This is a genomic window from Mucilaginibacter sp. HD30 (genome assembly GCF_054061755.1).
In genome coordinates, this window is record NZ_JBSSEO010000001.1 from 1,125,078 (window position 1) to 1,142,890 (window position 17,813).

The following is a 17,813-nucleotide window of genomic DNA, read 5'->3' on the forward strand; positions in this document are numbered from 1 at the left end:
ATGCATATACTTATCGCTCCCAATGCTTTTAAAAACAGTGCTACCGCAACAGCGGTGGCCGAAGCTATACAACAGGGATTAGCGCAAAGCAGCCTGCTATGCACTACAGAATGTTTCCCGATTGCTGACGGCGGCGACGGAACCGGCGAACTTATTATCAAAAAATGTAACGGGAATTTAGTTGATGTGACGGTAAACGATCCGCTGGGCCGACCTGTTAACGCCACTTTTGGTTTAATAGATAATGGTAAAACAGCAATTATAGAAATGGCCAATGCATCCGGATTGCGGTTGTTGGATGTTAGCGAACTAAACCCTATGCAAACATCTTCTTTTGGTACAGGGCAAATGATGAAATTAGCTTTGGACCGAGGCGTAAGCAGGATTATTCTGGCTATGGGTGGTTCTGCAACGGTGGATGGCGGTTGCGGGATTTTGAATGCTTTAGGGGTAAGTTTTTTAGATGCAGCGGGCAATAGTTTAGCGCCGAAACCCGAAGAGCTACAGCGCATGTCAGCTATTGATGCAAGCGGATTAGATCCGCGTATAGCCGCTTGCGAAATTGTAGTGATTTGTGACGTTGATAATAAACTTTTAGGCGAGCAGGGTGCCGCTGCCGTGTTCGGTCCGCAGAAAGGAGCAACACAGGAGCATGTAGGTCTATTAGACAATTTCCTTGCAAATTTTAGCACGATAACATTAAAGCACACTGGCAGAAACATCGCCGAAATTAGATACGGTGGCGCAGCAGGTGGCGCAACAGCAGGTATATACGCCTACTTAAATGCACGGCTGGTAAATGGCATTGAATATTTTTTACAGCTAACCGGTTTTGAGCAATCGCTTCAAAAAGCCGATTTGGTAATAACGGGAGAGGGCAGCATTGATGCGCAAACCTTGCAGGGCAAAGGTCCGTTTGGGGTGGCCGCGGCGGCTAAGAGATACAATTTGCCCGTTATAGGTGTAGCGGGTAAAGTACCCATTGATAATGATAAGGAACTTCGCAAATACTTCAATGTATTATTGGCTATTGGTAATGGTCCGGCTGATATGCCAACTGCTATACATCATACACATGCCAACTTAGTTCGTGTTGGCGCGGAGATAGGGCAGATGCTCGCTATATCCGGCAAAAGGTGATAATAGTTTGTTTCGTCACCGCTACATCAAATAAACGCCACTTGCTTGCATTTAACATTAAGGTGCCTAATATTGTATCATGGAAAATCAAGAAATATCACAACCAATACAACTGATCATTCAGTTTTGGGAAAGCAATAACAAGCAGATCACCCAACTGTTTAATAAATACCCCGACCATGTTTACGCTGGTAAAGTAGCGCCGGGCCGTAACAGTGGCTTATATTTGCTAGCGCACTTAGTAGCCGTATCTGATGGGTTGTTTACCATATTAGGTTTAGGCGACAAGAAATTCCCTGAGCTGCAACAATTCGTTGGCGAAAGCGAAACCGCCATTAATTACCAGGTTGATATTAACGAGCTAAAAGCAAAATGGGACAACATTAACGCTTTATTAACTGCCGAATTTGCTACTAAAGACAACGCCTGGTGGTTAGACCGCCACATGAGTGTTTCCCCGGAAGATTTTGCTAAGGAACCTCACCGCAATAAATTAAATGTACTGTTGAGCCGTGCCAGTCATGAAAATTACCACCGCGGGCAGCTGGTGTTTTTGACGGAAGAGGTGATTAGCCAATAAATCGAAATATTATTATTACTAATTGGAAGGCTCGGAATTTACTGGATTTCGGGCCTTTCAATTTCTATAAATATTGATCCCGGTTCTTTATGATCAAGGCGTTTTAAACCCATATTAATCTGATAAAGGACGACAAAGCGCATAAGTGGCGGCACAAAAGTGACGAAGTGCATAATATAGAGATAACCATCGGGTTGTCGCTCAAGATAAACCATTATTAATGGCATTACCATTGGAAGTAGAGTAACTATTATCAAACTTAAAAAAAATATAAAATAAGCTATGGCCAGCGAATGATAGGTGATTTTTAAAGAGATAATAGCGAGATAGCAAATGTCTATAAACAATAATATAGCCAAAAAAGCGAATACCACCCCCCAACTCGTTTTTATAAAACTTGGAACGGAAGGCAATAAAAAAGGTAAAGCTGATGTAAACACAATAAAAAGTCCAAACCCAACGAATCGTTTTCTATTATCAAAATGTTTAAAGGCAAATAGCAGGTAAAGCAAGATATACAACACTGTAATTGCGGAGACATAGGAGAGTGTTTTGTATGTGATGTCACTTAGAATTATAGCGCTCCTGTTAGCTGCGATAATTATTATTGTGATAATAATACTCAACGCATTTAGTAAAATAACTGTATAAGTATGTTTGGGAGTTATTTTCATAAATATTAAGGTAGGTTGCTGAAATGAAGATACAAAAAAGCCTGAAATCAAATGATCTCAGGCTTCAAATATATTATCCGGACTAAAACCTATTCAAAATATTCCTTCATCCGTTCAAAGAAACTTTTCTCGTTCTTGCCCGGGTTGGGTTTAAAGTTTGGTGAGTTCTGTAATTTCTCTAACAAGGCACGTTCCTCATTGCTGAGCGCTTTAGGCGTCCAAATGTTGATGTGGATCAACTGATCCCCGCGGTGATAAGAGTTCACCTCGGGCACGCCTTTGCCTTTTAAACGGAGTATTCTGCCGCCCTGTGTTCCCGGATCTATCTTTATTTTAGCTTTACCATCAATAGTTGGCACTTCAATGCTTGTACCCAAGGCTGCATCAATAAACGTAATGTGCAGATCATAAATTACGTTGCTGCCATCACGTTTTAAAGTCTCGTGCGGTATCTCTTCAATAAGTATGATCAGATCGCCGGGTACACCACCGCGCGGCGCTGCATTACCTTTGCCGCTCATGCTTAACTGCATACCTTCGCTAACACCCGCCGGTACGTTTAATGTAATGGTTTCCTCACCGCGTACAACACCGTCGCCATGGCAAACGTTACATTTTGAGGTGATCACACTGCCCTCGCCATTACAGGTGGGGCAAGTGCTGGTGGTTTGCATCTGGCCCAATATGGTATTGGTTACCCTGCGCACCGCGCCCTGACCACCGCAGGTTTTACAGGTTTGGAAAGATGATTTGTCTTTAGCGCCGGTACCGTCGCAAGTATTGCAATGTACCTGTTTGTTAACCTTTATCTTCTTTTCGGTGCCGTTTGCTATTTCTTCTAAGCTTAAGCGCACCTTAATACGCAGGTTACTGCCCCGCGCTACCCTGCGGCCACCGCGCTGCTGTCCGCCGCCGCCAAAAAACCCATCAAACGGACTGCCACCGCCGCCAAAAATGTCGCCAAACTGACTGAATATGTCTTCCATATTCATACCCCCGCCGCCGTAGCCACCGCCACTGGCCGATTGCGCATTGGCCGCGTGCCCAAACTGGTTATAGCGCTGGCGCTTTTCGGGGTTGCTTAAAACCTCGTAAGCTTCGGCAGCTTCCTTAAATTTCTCTTCAGCCTCTTTATCACCCTCGTTTTTATCGGGGTGATATTTGATAGCCATTTTACGATAGGCTTTCTTTATCTCTTCCGCATCGGCACCTTTTGAAACGCCAAGTATATCGTAATAATCTCTTTTAGACATCTTTATTTATTTCGTATTTCGAATTTTCGATTTCGGATTTATTTCGATTTCGAATTTATTTTTTTGTTTAGCGTGTTTTCATAGCCGGAGTTCAAAAATTCGAAATTGAACATCCGAAATCCGACATTAATCTAAGCTCCTACAATTACCTTAGCAAAGCGTATAACTTTGTCGTTAAGATAGTAACCTTTTTCCATTTCGTCAATTACCTTTCCTTTCATATCGTCAGTAGGGGCAGGTATATTGGTTATAGCTTCATGTATATCGGCATCAAACGGTGTACCTATTGATTCCATAGCTACAAGGCCTTTTTGTACAAGCAGATTTCTAAGCTTATTTTGTATCAGCGTAACGCCTTCTCTAACCGGGGCTACATCAGTAGCATTTTCAGTAGCCTTTAAAGCGCGTTCAAAATCATCCAACACAGGTAATAAAGCGGTTATTACATCTTTACCCTCAGTTTTGCGCGCTTCTTCGCGTTCCTTTATGGTACGGCGTCTAAAATTGTCAAACTCGGCAAATAAGCGCAGGTATTTATCATTAGCCAATGCCAGTTCTTCTTTCAGAACATCTTCGGCAGATGTCGCGTTTTCGTCTGCCTGTTGTTCAAACTCAATTGCATTATTGTCAATACCCTCCTGGGTAACCTCAGGCGTTTCCGGGTTATCTGTCTTCTTTTTCTTCAACATGTCGTTAAAATTCATAGCTAACAGTGCCAAACAAGTACCTTGCCATTAGTTAAAAACCGACAAGGTGACAGGGGATAGTTGGCAGTTTGCAGTACGCAGTTGGCAGTGCTTATTTCGCCGTTAGCGGTAAAAGTTATTAGTATGAAGTCGTAATTGCTGATTTGATAGCGATCCGATGCAAACTGCTAACTAAAAACTGCCAACTTACTTCGTGGATATTATACCTGTGCCAACTGTACATCCTCCAGCACTTTGCCGCCTTCGCACTTTATAATGCGTGATGGGAAAGCACGGATGATGTGATAGTCGTGTGTAGCAACTACCACGGCAGTGCCCGATTGGCTGATCTGTTTTAGTAGTAAAACTATTTCTTCAGATGTTTCAGGGTCAAGGTTACCTGTTGGTTCATCGGCCAGTATAATTTCAGGATCATTTAGCAAGGCACGTGCAATAACAACGCGTTGTTGTTCGCCGCCTGAAAGCTCATGCGGCATTTTTTTAAGTTTTGAGCGTAAGCCAACTTTCTCTAAAACATCAAGCGTACGGTCTGTAATTAATTTGGCGTCCGTCCAACCGGTGGCGCGCATTACAAATTGCAAGTTTTGCTCAACCGAGCGATCCGTAAGTAATTGGAAATCCTGGAAAACTATGCCCAGTTTACGGCGCAAAAATGGAATATCTCTTTCTGCAAGTTTAAACAAGCTGTAACCACATGCATGGCCCTCGCCCTCCATAAGCGGAAGATCGCCATATATCACTTTTAGCAAGCTGCTTTTTCCAGACCCTGTTTGCCCAATCAGCCAAACAAAATCGCCCTTATCAATGTGCAGGTTTACTTTAGAGAGTACTTTGTTTTTTTGCTGAAAAATATCAACGTTATTCAGTTTGATAATTGATTTTCCTATCATGATGTCTCAGAAATCTAATTTTAAGATCTGCCCGAAAGGCAGTTCTCTTACTACATTCATTATGTATTCGGCTTTGTGCGCCAATCCTACTTTATCCAATGATTTCTCTGGCCTGTCAACCCTAAAGTAAGCCAACAGCGTAAACTCATCGTCTCGCAGTTGTACGTAATCCGGTATTTTGGCAACGCCTTTTACTTTTATAATATACATGCTGGTTCATGGTTCATAGTTGATGATCATCGTTCGTAGATATCGCTTACTATGAACCATCAACCATAATCTAATCCAAAGGTATTGTTATTTTACAGTTTCAACAAAAATTCCATCGTATCCACTCCATCGGCATAATCCCATAGTTGTGGCTGCTGGCTTTCGCCCGGCTTAACTACCTGGGTATTTAACTTTAGGGGCGATATGCAAACCACGCATTGTACTTTTTCGCTATCGGTATTTATTATGGCTTCGGCATCAACAACAGTATCATAATATTCGTAATGTAATACCGCCAATGGCGATGCCAGGCTTTCACTTTCTTTCAACAACAAAAATCCGTTATCAAAATGCTTTTCGCTGTTAACCAAATAAATAGACTTATTGTAATCGTAGTTGTTGTGATATTTATGATGATTTATAACGGGCTGATAAGTTTCTATCGGCCTGAAGAACGTACCGATATCATACCCTTGCGGAATGAGTAATTTTGATACATTGCGGCAGCCTAAACCAAAATAATCAAAAATGTCATGCCCAAGCGAGTTGAGTTCATCGGTGGTTTCATCGCCTGTAATAACGGCTACGCTATTGCGGTTTTTGCGGATAATGTGCGGCACTTTGCCAAAGTAATACTCAAAATAGCGGGATGAGTTATCGCTGCCCGTGGCTATAATAGCATCAAAATCTTTAAGCCTGTCAACAAAGGTGTACTTACCCAAAAAACGCGCATCAATGGCTACAAGCATATTTAACACGTGCGTTATCAACCTGGCATCCTGTGTAGACGCTTTAATTAGGGCATGGTTGCCGGTAGCCAGCACACAAAGTACATCATGAAAGCCAACTAACGGAATGTTCCCCGCTAAGATCAAACCTACTTTTCTTTCTTCCTTTGTATTACTCAATTCATACGTTTCCAGCCATTTTTTTAAAGCATTGGCATTTAACATTTGGCCGATTGATAAAATGGCTTTTTCTACACTTGCGGGAGTAAACCATGCGTTGTGAAATTGTTCCTGTTGAATAAGCATTTGAAGCTGCTCGTTAGGTTTTTGCAGCTGGGCACCCAGTTCAGAAAATATTGTAATCAGTTCGGCAGGGTGGATTTTTGACATATATATGTTAGTATTGAAACTCTCCAATTCTTTTTTTGTTTATATTTGCAAATATTTAGTCTTGCAAAGGTAAATTAGAATTTAAGATTTTTTTTAAATATGGCGATTATAATCACCGATGAATGTATAAACTGTGGGGCCTGTGAGCCGGAATGCCCAAATAACGCGATATATGATGCGGGTGCTGCCTGGCGTTTTTCTGATGGCACTGGTTTAAGGGGAGTTATTGATTTTGGCGACGGTGTTACTTTAAATGCTGAAGAAACACAAGCGGCCCTGTCTGACGATATCTACTATATAGTTCCAGATAAATGTACAGAGTGTGTAGGTTTTCATGATGAACCACAATGTGCTGCGGTTTGTCCGGTTGATTGCTGTGTAGACGACGAAAATGTACGCGAAACACGTGAAGAACTATTGGCCAAGAAAGATTGGCTGCATATGAATGAATAAAATTTACGATATTTATTTTTAGTAAAGGGAATACGTTATGTATTCCCTTTTTTTGTGTTGAAACATTTATAAAAAGTTAACGTACAAGCAGACAAGAACATCCTACCTGAATTTTACGTTATGGAATACGGAATTTGCAATTTAGCAGTAATACCCATGAGGGCCGGTGCCGATGAGCGCAGCGAGCAGGTATCGCAGTTACTGTTTGGAGAGGCTTTTGAGATATTGGAGTGGCAGGAAAATTGGGTTCGCGTTGTAGCCGCTCATGATGGGTACCAAGGATGGATAGCGCGCTTGCAGTTTGTAATGCTGGGCCATATGGCGTATCAGCAGTTAGTTAGTAACCCGCCAAAATTAACATATCGCCCTATAACGCAGGCCTGGAAAATTAAAGATAATAGCGTACTCTATTTGCCTGCCGGGAGTTCGCTTGCTTTTTTAAATGGTTCTACCTGTTATATGGACAGAGAAAAGTTTGAAATAATAGGGCAAATAGGAGAGAACGAAAACATTGATGCCTTAGCCAAAACCTATATCAACACACCCTACCTTTGGGGAGGCCGAACGCATTTTGGTATTGACTGTTCGGGCTTAACCCAAATAGTTTACCGTATGAAAGGCATATCTTTAAAACGGGATGCAAGTTTGCAGGCTGAGCAAGGACAAGCGGTTGGCTCACTTGCCGAAGCACGCCTGGGCGACCTTGCTTTTTTTCATAACAAGTCTGGCAAAATAGTGCATGTTGGCATACTGCTTGGTAAAGAGAAGATCATCCATGCATCGGGTAAAGTTAAAGTTGACAGTATTGATAACACCGGCATTTACGCTGAAGATCTAAAACGTTATACCCACCAGTTAGCCTCCATACGACGCTATTTTTAATTGTTAATTTTCTCTTCAAAATCGGCGTGGCCAATTGATTCACCAACTTTGGGTTTTTCTCGCATAGCCGAGTAAAACATAATTTTGTTGCCCTTATCAATACCCGGAAAAACTTTTGGTAGCTGTTGTTTAACCTGGTCATTTTCTTTTCTAAGCGCGGCAGTATCTGCTAATTTTAACGTGGTTATGTAGTATACATACTGCACAAATCTGTCTTCCTTAGAGTCGCTTGAGATGGTAAATATTGCCGGTTTTGATTTTATATTGTTCAGCACAACAGGATAGGTGATCTTTGAATTTGCCTCGTCAATAATTTTTTTCGCAAAACCCTTTATCTCCTCGCCATTAGCTGCTTTTAAATAGGCGCTTCCTGATAAGCAGTTTGTTGCAAGCACAATATTATTAATAGCGTTAACCAAATAACCATGGGCATAATCTTTTTTTGCAATTTCAAACAACTCCGTGGCGGTTTTGCCCTGTTGTGTATAATAACCTACAGCTATGTTGTTTACCTTCCACCCAATGTCGTATTTGGCATAAACCAAGGTTAGCATTACTTTATTTTTGGTGTCTTTTGGTATAAAAAAGGCCAGGTACATTTCCTTTGCCAGCGGTACGTAGTTAATTTCTGGATGTTCAATCATTTTTAAAACATTGTCATCAAAACCACCTTTATTTACCACATAGTAGTCTTTTAACAAAGTGTACTCTTTTTCGCTACGCAACTTTTTAACGTGATCCAACTGCACTATTATATTTTTTTGCTCCAGTAGCTCTTTAGAACAAAGTATTTCGGCATCATTACGGTCTGTATTTATTGCTTTGAAAAAGTCGGTATTTAGCTGTCGCAGCTTTTCGGCTTTATCGGCAGGGATATCCTTGTCTTTCCATATGCCGGTTTTAATAGGCGCTGATTCGCAACCCATTAAAAATGTAAAGGCAAAGATCAAACTGTATCTCAGGTTTTTGTGAATAGAAAAGTGCATAGTGGCGAGGTTTATTCCACTAAGTTAAAAAAACTTTACAAAGCTCCCAAGGTTTTAGTTAAGGCTTAACTAAAATTCTACATGCCAAATAATGATGCGCTTATCATCACTTAATGAAATTAGTTCATTACCGTTCCACGCTATTTTATTAATGGATAACTGATGCGAGGCATAGCCTTTTTCGCGGCTGATGATCTTGTAAAGTTTAAAATCGTCTGATCCCCAAATCTTAATGGTTTTATCCATGCTGGCTGTAGCAAAATAAGGCTGGGTAGGATGGAAAGCAATATGGTTTACGGCAAACAAGTGAGCAGCAATGTTCTCTTTCAATTCCAGCGCATGCATATCCCATATCTTCACTTGTGCATCTCTACTGCCAGATACCAAGTAATCTCCAAGAGGAGAGTACTGCAATGAAAAAACAGCCATAGTGTGGCCCTTAAGCGTTTTTATTTGCGTGTAATCTTCAAGATCGTAAATGTTTATAGAGCTATCGCGACAACCGAATGCAACCTGTTTTTCGTCAGGTGATATGCTGATGCAGCGTACAGTATCATGCGATACTTTAATGGTGTGTAGCAGTTCAAGATTTTCAAGACTCCATATAGAAACTGTTCCATCTTCTGATGCTATCAATAGTTCTTTTTTGCCGTTTACTGATTTTACATCAAACACCGGCTTAAGGTGATGATTTAAAGATTTGATAACCTTTTGCTCAATAAAATCAAACACTAGAACCTGGCCGCTACGCAAACCAGCTATGAGGTAAGGAAAATTTTCAGGGCAATGAATAGCATATACCGATGCAGCCACCGGGAACATTACTTTGATAAATGAGTTGGTTTTTAAGCTCCATTCCACCACACCCTTATCATTACCGCCAGAGAATAATATACCAGGCTTTTGCGAAAGCGCCAAAGCAAAAATTGGATTGCTGTGCCCTGTAAGTTCGGCTATTTTTTCTACGGTCATGTTTTAGTTGGCAGTTGAGAGTGGGCGGTGGGCAGATGATAACTGCTTACTGCAAGCTGCCCACTGCAAACTTACTTATGTCTTCCCTCTAAATTTTTTGCAATAGTTTCAAGCGATACGCCTTTTTCACGGAGCAAAACCAACAGGTGAAAAATCAGATCTGACGATTCGTTTATCAGGTCGGTTTCTGTTTCGGCTAAAGCCGCAATAACGGTTTCAACACCCTCTTCTCCAACTTTTTGGGCTATTTTATTTAAGCCTTTGCCGCGTAATTTATTGATGTATGAGCCTTCCTGCGGATTTTCGTACCTATCGGCAATTATTTGCTCTAACTGGAGTATAAAATTCTGATTATAGTCTGTATTAAAACAGCTGCGATTACCGGTGTGACAGGTTGGCCCGTCTGGCGATGCTTTGATCAGGATAGTATCGTTATCGCAATCAATGTGCATGCTTTTTACGTGCAAAAAGTTATTGCTGGTTTCGCCTTTTGTCCAAAGGCGGTTTTTTGAACGAGAGAAAAACGTAACGATGTTTTCCGTAACGGTTTTATCGTATGCCTCCTGGTTCATGTAACCCAGCATCAGTACTTCAAGCGTTTTATCGTCCTGAATTATTACCGGCACCAGGCCATCAGTTTTATTGAAATCTATATTCATTGTTTTATGTCGTAATGTCATGCCGAATTTGTTTCGGCATCTCATATGCTTGTCCGCTTTGCATGTCTCGTGGGTTGCTGAAACAAGTTCAGCATGACTATGGGGTTTATCTTACCTCAATACCCTTCGCTCTTAAAATATCCTTCAAATCAGGTATCAATATCTCACCATAATGAAATACCGATGCTGCTAAAGCCGCATCTACATTGGTTTGCTCAAATACGTCTACAAAATGTTGCACTGATCCGGCACCTCCCGAGGCGATAACCGGAATATTTACCGCATCATTAACCTGTTTTAAAAAACTATTATCGAAACCAGCCTTTGTGCCATCATGATCCATAGAGGTAAGTAATATCTCGCCAGCCCCACGGCTTTCTGCTTCACGTATCCAGTTAAGTGTTTCGTTTTCCGTTGGGATGCGGCCGCCATTCAAATGTACAATGTTTTTGCCACCCATGCTGCGCGTATCAACAGCAACAATAACAAACTGAACACCGAAGGCCCTGGCCAACTCATCAATTAAAGCCGGGTTACGAACAGCGGCCGAATTGATGGATATTTTATCAGCCCCCGCGTTTAAAAGCGCGTCAGCATCGGCAATTTCATTGATGCCACCCCCTATAGTGAACGGAATGTTAATTTGCCGAGCCACGGACTTTACCAGCTCAACCATTGTTTTACGGCGCTCATGCGTAGCCGTAATATCTAAAAACACCAGTTCATCAGCACCCTGGTTAGAGTAGTTCCAAGCAAGTTCGACAGGGTCGCCGGCATCACGCAGATCAACAAAGTTCACACCCTTTACAGTGCGACCATCTTTTACGTCAAGGCAGGGGATAATACGCTTAGCCAACCCCCCCCGCCCCCTGAAGGGGGAGCCTTCGCCGCTGGTTGTCGCGGATGAATTTATTTCATTTTGTATATTTCTCAAAACGCTTTCGAGTTGATTGAAAACCTGTGTATTTGTAAACCTTATTACTTTCAGCCCCTGTTCTTCGAGGAAGAGTTGCTTTTCAATATCATTAATCTTAACCTCCGGAAGATTGTGAATACTTCCGTCGACTTCGATTACCAATTTATGTTTGTGACAATAAAAATCTGCGATGTAATTTCCAAGCGGATGTTGCCTTCTGACTTTTGCGTTTACCTGAACGTTTAAATGACTCCAAAGCGCGTTTTCTGCCGGTGTCATATTGTATCGCAAAGACTTTGCATTTGCAAAAATCTCAGGTCCGGCATTAAAGAAAAGTTTCTTTTTCAAATATGCTATTCAAAAGCTCCCCCTTTAGGGGGTTGGGGGGTTAGATTGACATTAATGACTCCAAATTCCAGTTTTTAACATCGTCAATGCTGATCCGGTCCTCATAAATAGCTTTACCTACTACGCATGATTCTACCTTTAAGCGACTCAGATCTTCGACGTCCTGCATTGAACTTACGCCGCCAGAAGCAATTAATTTAATAAATGGTGAATGATCAAGTAATTTAGCATACAGATCAACACCTGCACCGCCTAATTTACCGTCTTTACCAATGTCTGTACACAGAAAGCGGAAAAAGCCTAATGCCAAACATTTATCAACGTAATCCATTAATTTAATGGGAGAGCTTTCCATCCAGCCAGAATATTTTATTACTTCGTCTAAAACATCTATAGCTATAACTACCTGATGAGAGCATTTATCTCTGCCGCAAATGGCTTTGCTTAATTCATCCAAAAACATTGGATTGGTAATAGCCTGCGTACCAACTATAACGCGATGGATACCAGCATCTATCAGTTCTTTTACCTTATCAATACTGCGAATACCCCCCCCGTACTGCACCTGCATGTCTGTCTTTTTGATCACATCAAACAGGTACTGCTGGTTAGAGAAATCGTTTTTGGCACCGTTAAGGTCAACCACGTGGATGAGGTTGGTGCCGTTTGACTGATATTTTTCTATCATTTCTTCCAGCGTTACATCATATTCTGTAACCTGGTTATAATCGCCCTCGCGAAGGCGGACAACTTTTTTGTTTAAAATATCGATAGCGGGGATAATATACATGTCTCTTATATTTTTGAAAAATTTGATAATAATGTTTCGCCATACACGCCCGACTTTTCGGGGTGAAATTGTACGCCATAAAAGTTATCCCGCCAAATTGATGCCGAAAACTTTGTGCTGTAATCCGTTGCGGCTAAAGTAAATACGCTATCATACTCAATAAAGTATGAATGTACAAAGTAAAAGTGTGAACCGTAAGGAATATTTTCAAAAAGTGGATTTTCCTTTTCAGAGAAAACCCGGTTCCAGCCAGTGTGTGGTACTTTGTGCTCTGTATCGCTGCTGAACTTAATTGTTTTCATGGGGAAAAGGTTCAGCATCTCTGCATCTCCCTCTTCAGAGTAGGACGAAAGCATTTGCATACCTACGCAAATGCCTAGCGTAGGCCTGTTAAGCTCCTTTATTTTAGGCACTAAACCGGTGTGCTGTAGTTTTTGCATAGCAGCGCCGGCATGGCCAACGCCTGGGATAATATAACGGTCGTAATTTGCCAGATCAGCTTCGGTATATACCATGCCATATTCCACGCCCAGCCTGTCTAAAGCTGCAGTGAGCGAAAATATGTTGCCGGCTCCGTATCTTATTATTCCGATCATTTTTTTTTTTAGAATCAAGAGCCAAGAGTCAAGAACCAAGAGTGTAGACAAATTGTCTTGATTCTTGGCTCTTGGTTCTTGACTCTTTTATAACATTCCTTTAGTTGAAGGTAAAACCATCTTATCTACATCCCTTTTTACCGCCATTTTTATGGCTTTGGCAAAGGCCTTAAATATTGCTTCAATTTTATGATGCTCATTTTGTCCTTCTGCTTTAATGTTCAGGTTGCATTTTGCGGCATCGCTGAACGATTTAAAAAAGTGATAAAACATTTCTGTTGGCATATCGCCAACTTTCTCACGTTTAAAATCAGCATCCCATACTAACCATGCACGTCCGCCAAAGTCAATAGCCGCTTGTGCCAGGCAATCATCCATTGGCAGGCAAAAGCCATAACGTTCAATGCCTTTTTTATCGCCCAAAGCTGCCGCAAAAACCTCGCCTAAAGCTATTCCTGTATCTTCTATTGTATGGTGCTCATCAATATGGAGGTCGCCTTTGGCTATTATTTCCAGGTCCATGCTGCCATGTCGTGCTATCTGATCCAGCATGTGGTCGAAAAAATGCAGCCCTGTAGATACTTTAGCTTCGCCAGTACCATCCAGGTTTATTTTAACAGATATATCGGTTTCTTTGGTGGTGCGCTTGTTTTCAAAAACACGCTCACCCAGTTTTAAGAACTCATAAATAGCTTTCCAATCAGTTGTTTCTAATGCTACAACATCCTTTATTTCAGCGTTTTGTTCGGCAGTAAATTCAGCGCCACCCAAATTAGAATGGTTATTAAGCCAGATGGCTTTCGCTCCCAGATTTTTAGCCAGTAACACATCATTACGACGGTCGCCTATGGTATAAGAATTTTTAAGATCGTATTTTTCTGTATTTTTATACTCTCCAAGCAATGCGGTGCCGGGCTTGCGGGTAGGGGCATTGTCCTTAGCAAAAGTGCGGTCTATAATCTGATCTGAAAATTTTACCCCCTCATTCTCAAAAGTTTTAAGAATAAAGTTATGTACGGGCCAAAAAGTATCTTCAGGATAAGACGCCGTGCCCAAACCGTCCTGATTAGTAACCATTACCAGTTGGTAATCCAGTTCGGTTGCAATTTTTGGCAGGTATTGTAAAGCGCCGGGATAAAATTCCAGCTTGGCAAACGAATCTATCTGCTCATCGGCAGTCTCCAGGATCATTGTACCGTCGCGGTCAACAAAAAGTATCTTCTGCAGGTTGCTCATTTATAGTCCTGTAAGCTTTTTATCAATATGTTATTTTCGTTAGGGGTGCCAACCGTTATGCGCAGCGAGCCTTCGCAAAGTTCAACTTTCGACCGGTCGCGCACAATAATTCCGCGTTGTACAAGGAAATTGTAAATTGCTTTGGGGTCAGTTGTTTTTACGAGGATAAAGTTAGCATCTGATGGGTATATATCCAGCACAAAATCAAAGTTTTTAAGCTGAAGGACTAAATTGTCCCTTTCTTTAAGCGTTTCCTTTATCCATTCATTAACCTGATCTACATTTTCGAGCGCCTTTAGCGCCAGTTGTTGCGATGCTTCATTAATATTGTAAGGCGGTTTAACCCTGTTCATCACCTCAATTATCTCTTCGCTGGCAAATGCCATACCTACGCGCAAGCCGGCCAAACCCCATGCTTTTGATAGCGTTTGCAACACTACCAGGTTGGCATATTCAGTAAGTTCCTGTATAAAAGTTTTTTGACGGCTGAAGTTGATATACGCTTCGTCAACCACTATCAGTCCGTTGAAATTAGCTGACAGCGTTTCCACATCATCGCGATTAATAGAGTTTCCCGTAGGGTTGTTCGGTGAGCAGATAAAAATAAGCTTGGTGCGCTCATCAATTGCTTCGGCTATGCCCTCCAAATCTAATTGGTATTCAGCAGTAAGCGGAACCCGTTTAAGGGCCACATCGTTGATGTTTGCTGATACCTGGTACATGCCGTAAGTAGGCGGTACAATTATAACATTGTCAACACCCGGATTACAGAAAGCACGAAAAAGAATATCAATTGCTTCATCACTACCGTTGCCTAAAAATATGTTGCGGATAGGTACACCTTTAATTTCGCTGAGGCGCTTTTTAACGTTGTATTGCAGCGGGTCGGGATAGCGGTTGTAGTTTTCGTCTAAGGGCGAACCGTAAGCATTCTCATTGGCATCCAGATAAACGCTGGCCTCGCCCTGGAACTCATCTCGTGCTGAGGAGTAGGGGGTGAGGTTTTTTATGTTGTCTCTGATTATGTTATTTATATCGAACATTGTCTTTTTCTTTTTGTCTGGACTATGATTTTTAGGATTTAATGATTGTTGGATATTATTTAAGAATGTAATCCTAAAATCTTTCAATCACGTAAACCGTGTTCCTTCATTCTAACACTTACTGCATTTTTATGCGCGTGCAAGCCTTCCAGTTCGGCCAGCACCTCCACAGTAGTCCCTATATTGCTAATACCCTCCGGCGTTATATGCTGAAATGTTATCTTTTTAACAAACGAATCAACCGATACACCCGAATAAGCCCTTGCATAACTGCTGGTTGGCAGGGTGTGGTTAGTGCCCGATGCGTAATCGCCTACACTCTCCGGCGTTAAATTGCCAAGGAAAACGGAACCGGCGTTAACGATCTTGTCTGTTAGCTGCTGCCAGTTATCAGTTGCCAATATCAGGTGTTCGGGTGCGTATTGGTTGCTGAAATCCATCGCCTCATCCAGCGTATCGGTTATCACAACATAAGAGTTAGCCAGCGCCTGCCTAACAATTTCCGCCCGTGGCAGTACTTCTGTTTGCCTTTCCACCTCGGCTAAAGTGGCCTCTGCAATTTGCGCTGATGTAGTAACTAATATAGCCTGACTGTCACTACCATGCTCAGCTTGTGCTAACAAGTCGGCGGCAATAAACTCAGATTTGGCTGTTTCATCAGCTATTACCAATACTTCTGATGGGCCTGCAGGCATATCAATAGCCGTGGTGGTAGTAGACTGGATAATGGTTTTAGCTTTGGTTACAAACTGGTTGCCCGGGCCAAATATCTTATCAACCTTAACAATGCTTTCTGTACCGTAAGCCATTGCGCCAATAGCTTGCGCACCACCCGCCAGGTAAATTTTTTCAACACCGAGTAATTGCGCCACGTAAGCTATAAAAGCGTTTACCTTACCATTTTTCTGCGGCGGCGAACAAACAATAATTTCTTTGCAGCCAGCAATCCGGGCAGGTATGCCCAGCATCAAAAACGTACTTGGCAATACGGCAGAACCGCCGGGGATGTATAACCCTACTTTTTCAATGGCTCTTAATTCGCGCCAGCAGGTAACACCGGGCATGGTTTCAACCTTGTCCTCGGTTTTTACCTGTGTTTGATGGAACTTGTAAATGTTATTATAGGCGGTCTGCAAGGCGGCTTTTTGATCTTCTGTTATAGCTGATGCAATTTCGGCCAGTTCGTTTTTGTCAAGATAAAGTTTGTCAAGATCAACCTTATCAAACTTTTTAGCATAATCAAGCAGGGCGCTATCACCATGTTGTTTTACGTTCGCTAATACCTCTTCAACAATCGCGCGGATCTCGTTAGCCGGGTCAACGTTGCGTTGCACCAGCGTGGCTATGTCGGATGTGTTTAATTCGGAATAATTGTAAATCTTCATTTCAGTTGGCAGTTTTCAGTTTGCAGCTGGCAAGATGCAATTACTACAAACTGCCTGCCGCAAACTGCCTACTATAAAATAATCTTCTCTATTGGCATTACAACTATGCCCTGCGCGCCGGCCTGTTTAAGCTGACTTATGCGGCTCCAGAAGTCGCGCTCCGGTATTACAGTATGCACGGCTACCCAGCCCTCTTCGGCCAATGGTAGTACAGATGGGCTTTTAACGCCAGGTAATAACTTCAATATATCAGGCAAGTTAGCTTTTTCAACGTTGAGTACTACGTACTTGGTTTCTTTGGCGCGTAGTACAGATTGGATACGCTGGATCAGCTCCTGTATCAGATCGTCGTTTTCGCTACCTTTTGAGCCTATCAATACCGCTTCTGATGACATTACATCCGCAAAAGGTTTTAAACCATTGCTTTTTAAAGTGCCACCTGTTGATACCAGATCGCAAATAGCATCGCTCAGTCCAAGACCCGGCGATATTTCAACCGAACCGGAAATAGTACGAATATCAGCTTCGATGTTTTGTTTATGAAGAAACTTGCCTAAAATTACGGGGTAAGTGGTGGCTATAGATTTGCCATTAAGACCTTGTAAATCCGTGATATCGCTGTTATTGGTAATTGCAATTTTAAGTGAGCATTTACCAAAGCCAAGGCGTTGCAGGTAGCTAACAGCTACTTCTGTTTCTTCAATAACATTTTCGCCAACTATCCCCAGATCGGCAATTCCATCCTGCACATATTCGGGAATATCATCATCACGAAGGAAAAGTATTTCGAGCGGAAAGTTAGAAACAGGAGATATAAGCGAGCTTTTATAGTTTTCAAAACTAAGGCCGCAATTTTTTAATAATTCAACAGATTTTTCGTTGAGCCGACCCGATTTCTGGATCGCTATTTTAAGTGTTTTCACAAAAAAGGTAATTAAGTACTATAATAAAAATATAAACCGGGGCTTTTATTTC

General features: G+C 41.9%; 20 protein-coding genes and 1 pseudogene. 4 read left to right on the forward strand and 17 right to left on the reverse strand.

What is annotated here, in order from left to right; translation table 11 throughout:
• Both ACVW2L_RS05545 and ACVW2L_RS05550 read left to right on the forward strand, forming a co-directional pair.
• Nucleotides 1-1,140, forward strand: coding sequence for a glycerate kinase (locus tag ACVW2L_RS05545; protein ID WP_457126968.1), 1,140 nt, complete (start codon nt 1-3; stop codon nt 1,138-1,140).
• Between the two features lie 79 nt (nt 1,141-1,219).
• Entirely contained in the window at nt 1,220-1,720 is a 501-nt protein-coding gene (locus ACVW2L_RS05550; protein ID WP_457126969.1) for a DinB family protein, read from the forward strand.
• 38 nt (nt 1,721-1,758) lie between these two features.
• Here the strand turns inward: ACVW2L_RS05550 and ACVW2L_RS05555 are convergent, their stop codons facing one another.
• The 6 genes from ACVW2L_RS05555 to ACVW2L_RS05580 form a co-directional block, all read right to left on the reverse strand.
• Nucleotides 1,759-2,394: a hypothetical protein gene (locus tag ACVW2L_RS05555; RefSeq protein WP_457126970.1), complete on the reverse strand. Its 636-nt coding sequence runs from the start codon at nt 2,392-2,394 to the stop codon at nt 1,759-1,761.
• Nucleotides 2,395-2,483: 89 nt separating this feature from the next.
• Complete coding sequence (gene dnaJ, locus ACVW2L_RS05560; RefSeq protein ID WP_457126971.1) at nt 2,484-3,647, reverse strand: molecular chaperone DnaJ; 1,164 nt, start codon at nt 3,645-3,647, stop codon at nt 2,484-2,486.
• Between the two features lie 131 nt (nt 3,648-3,778).
• Complete coding sequence (locus ACVW2L_RS05565) at nt 3,779-4,351, reverse strand: nucleotide exchange factor GrpE (protein WP_457126972.1); 573 nt, start codon at nt 4,349-4,351, stop codon at nt 3,779-3,781.
• Nucleotides 4,352-4,554: 203 nt separating this feature from the next.
• On the reverse strand, nt 4,555-5,244 hold the full coding sequence (locus ACVW2L_RS05570; protein WP_457126973.1) for a cell division ATP-binding protein FtsE: 690 nt from the start codon (nt 5,242-5,244) through the stop codon (nt 4,555-4,557).
• 6 nt (nt 5,245-5,250) lie between these two features.
• A complete protein-coding gene (locus tag ACVW2L_RS05575; RefSeq protein ID WP_457126974.1) occupies nt 5,251-5,454 on the reverse strand; it encodes a fructose-6-phosphate aldolase in 204 nt (67 codons plus the stop codon).
• A 92-nt stretch (nt 5,455-5,546) separates the two neighbouring features.
• Nucleotides 5,547-6,572, reverse strand: a complete 1,026-nt coding sequence (locus ACVW2L_RS05580) for an acyl-CoA reductase (protein ID WP_457126975.1) — start codon at nt 6,570-6,572, stop codon at nt 5,547-5,549.
• Between the two features lie 99 nt (nt 6,573-6,671).
• Between ACVW2L_RS05580 and ACVW2L_RS05585 the strand changes: the two genes are divergently transcribed.
• Nucleotides 6,672-7,025: a 4Fe-4S dicluster domain-containing protein gene (locus tag ACVW2L_RS05585; RefSeq protein WP_100341686.1), complete on the forward strand. Its 354-nt coding sequence runs from the start codon at nt 6,672-6,674 to the stop codon at nt 7,023-7,025.
• Between the two features lie 120 nt (nt 7,026-7,145).
• Nucleotides 7,146-7,907 carry a C40 family peptidase gene (locus ACVW2L_RS05590; RefSeq protein ID WP_457126976.1) on the forward strand — a complete coding sequence of 254 codons (762 nt, stop codon included), beginning with the start codon at nt 7,146-7,148 and terminating at the stop codon, nt 7,905-7,907.
• Here ACVW2L_RS05590 and ACVW2L_RS05595 read toward each other — a convergent pair.
• The 11 genes and pseudogenes from ACVW2L_RS05595 to hisG all read right to left on the reverse strand — a co-directional run bounded on the left by ACVW2L_RS05595 (nt 7,904) and on the right by hisG (nt 17,761).
• Nucleotides 7,904-8,893, reverse strand: a complete 990-nt coding sequence (locus ACVW2L_RS05595) for a hypothetical protein (RefSeq protein WP_457126977.1) — start codon at nt 8,891-8,893, stop codon at nt 7,904-7,906. The two genes, ACVW2L_RS05590 and ACVW2L_RS05595, sit on opposite strands and share 4 nt — an antisense overlap.
• A gap of 69 nt (nt 8,894-8,962) precedes the next feature.
• Complete coding sequence (locus tag ACVW2L_RS05600) at nt 8,963-9,865, reverse strand: WD40 repeat domain-containing protein (protein ID WP_457126978.1); 903 nt, start codon at nt 9,863-9,865, stop codon at nt 8,963-8,965.
• A gap of 71 nt (nt 9,866-9,936) precedes the next feature.
• On the reverse strand, nt 9,937-10,524 hold the full coding sequence (gene hisIE / locus ACVW2L_RS05605) for a bifunctional phosphoribosyl-AMP cyclohydrolase/phosphoribosyl-ATP diphosphatase HisIE (RefSeq protein ID WP_457126979.1): 588 nt from the start codon (nt 10,522-10,524) through the stop codon (nt 9,937-9,939).
• Between the two features lie 106 nt (nt 10,525-10,630).
• Nucleotides 10,631-11,380 (reverse strand): imidazole glycerol phosphate synthase subunit HisF, encoded by a 750-nt coding sequence (gene hisF, locus ACVW2L_RS05610; RefSeq protein ID WP_457130179.1) that lies wholly within the window; start codon nt 11,378-11,380, stop codon nt 10,631-10,633.
• A gap of 66 nt (nt 11,381-11,446) precedes the next feature.
• Nucleotides 11,447-11,788 (reverse strand): annotated as a pseudogene (locus ACVW2L_RS05615) (endonuclease domain-containing protein); the annotation flags it as partial.
• A gap of 40 nt (nt 11,789-11,828) precedes the next feature.
• Nucleotides 11,829-12,578, reverse strand: coding sequence for a 1-(5-phosphoribosyl)-5-[(5-phosphoribosylamino)methylideneamino]imidazole-4-carboxamide isomerase (locus ACVW2L_RS05620; protein ID WP_457126980.1), 750 nt, complete (start codon nt 12,576-12,578; stop codon nt 11,829-11,831).
• 5 nt (nt 12,579-12,583) lie between these two features.
• Nucleotides 12,584-13,174, reverse strand: coding sequence for an imidazole glycerol phosphate synthase subunit HisH (gene hisH / locus ACVW2L_RS05625; protein WP_457126981.1), 591 nt, complete (start codon nt 13,172-13,174; stop codon nt 12,584-12,586).
• Between the two features lie 87 nt (nt 13,175-13,261).
• A complete protein-coding gene (hisB, locus tag ACVW2L_RS05630) occupies nt 13,262-14,410 on the reverse strand; it encodes a bifunctional histidinol-phosphatase/imidazoleglycerol-phosphate dehydratase HisB (RefSeq protein WP_457126982.1) in 1,149 nt (382 codons plus the stop codon).
• Nucleotides 14,407-15,453 carry a histidinol-phosphate transaminase gene (hisC, locus tag ACVW2L_RS05635; protein WP_457126983.1) on the reverse strand — a complete coding sequence of 349 codons (1,047 nt, stop codon included), beginning with the start codon at nt 15,451-15,453 and terminating at the stop codon, nt 14,407-14,409. The genes hisB and hisC overlap by 4 nt, the downstream gene beginning before the upstream one ends.
• Before the next feature lie 83 nt (nt 15,454-15,536).
• Nucleotides 15,537-16,838 carry a histidinol dehydrogenase gene (gene hisD, locus ACVW2L_RS05640; RefSeq protein ID WP_457126984.1) on the reverse strand — a complete coding sequence of 434 codons (1,302 nt, stop codon included), beginning with the start codon at nt 16,836-16,838 and terminating at the stop codon, nt 15,537-15,539.
• Nucleotides 16,839-16,909: 71 nt separating this feature from the next.
• Nucleotides 16,910-17,761 (reverse strand): ATP phosphoribosyltransferase, encoded by an 852-nt coding sequence (gene hisG, locus ACVW2L_RS05645; RefSeq protein WP_457126985.1) that lies wholly within the window; start codon nt 17,759-17,761, stop codon nt 16,910-16,912.
• Nucleotides 17,762-17,813 lie beyond the last annotated feature (52 nt).

Bases quoted from the DNA above. Each gene is read 5' to 3' on its own strand.
- ACVW2L_RS05545 (WP_457126968.1), top strand. From the start codon at position 1: ATGCATATACTTATCGCTCCCAATGCTTTTAAAAACAGTGCTACCGCA.
- ACVW2L_RS05550 (WP_457126969.1), top strand. From the start codon at position 1,220: ATGGAAAATCAAGAAATATCACAACCAATACAACTGATCATTCAGTTT.
- ACVW2L_RS05555 (WP_457126970.1), bottom strand. From the start codon at position 2,394: ATGAAAATAACTCCCAAACATACTTATACAGTTATTTTACTAAATGCG.
- dnaJ (WP_457126971.1), bottom strand. From the start codon at position 3,647: ATGTCTAAAAGAGATTATTACGATATACTTGGCGTTTCAAAAGGTGCC.
- ACVW2L_RS05565 (WP_457126972.1), bottom strand. From the start codon at position 4,351: ATGAATTTTAACGACATGTTGAAGAAAAAGAAGACAGATAACCCGGAA.
- ACVW2L_RS05570 (WP_457126973.1), bottom strand. From the start codon at position 5,244: ATGATAGGAAAATCAATTATCAAACTGAATAACGTTGATATTTTTCAG.
- ACVW2L_RS05575 (WP_457126974.1), bottom strand. From the start codon at position 5,454: ATGTATATTATAAAAGTAAAAGGCGTTGCCAAAATACCGGATTACGTA.
- ACVW2L_RS05580 (WP_457126975.1), bottom strand. From the start codon at position 6,572: ATGTCAAAAATCCACCCTGCCGAACTGATTACAATATTTTCTGAACTG.
- ACVW2L_RS05585 (WP_100341686.1), top strand. From the start codon at position 6,672: ATGGCGATTATAATCACCGATGAATGTATAAACTGTGGGGCCTGTGAG.
- ACVW2L_RS05590 (WP_457126976.1), top strand. From the start codon at position 7,146: ATGGAATACGGAATTTGCAATTTAGCAGTAATACCCATGAGGGCCGGT.
- ACVW2L_RS05595 (WP_457126977.1), bottom strand. From the start codon at position 8,893: ATGCACTTTTCTATTCACAAAAACCTGAGATACAGTTTGATCTTTGCC.
- ACVW2L_RS05600 (WP_457126978.1), bottom strand. From the start codon at position 9,865: ATGACCGTAGAAAAAATAGCCGAACTTACAGGGCACAGCAATCCAATT.
- hisIE (WP_457126979.1), bottom strand. From the start codon at position 10,524: ATGAATATAGATTTCAATAAAACTGATGGCCTGGTGCCGGTAATAATT.
- ACVW2L_RS05620 (WP_457126980.1), bottom strand. From the start codon at position 12,578: ATGTATATTATCCCCGCTATCGATATTTTAAACAAAAAAGTTGTCCGC.
- hisH (WP_457126981.1), bottom strand. From the start codon at position 13,174: ATGATCGGAATAATAAGATACGGAGCCGGCAACATATTTTCGCTCACT.
- hisB (WP_457126982.1), bottom strand. From the start codon at position 14,410: ATGAGCAACCTGCAGAAGATACTTTTTGTTGACCGCGACGGTACAATG.
- hisC (WP_457126983.1), bottom strand. From the start codon at position 15,453: ATGTTCGATATAAATAACATAATCAGAGACAACATAAAAAACCTCACC.
- hisD (WP_457126984.1), bottom strand. From the start codon at position 16,838: ATGAAGATTTACAATTATTCCGAATTAAACACATCCGACATAGCCACG.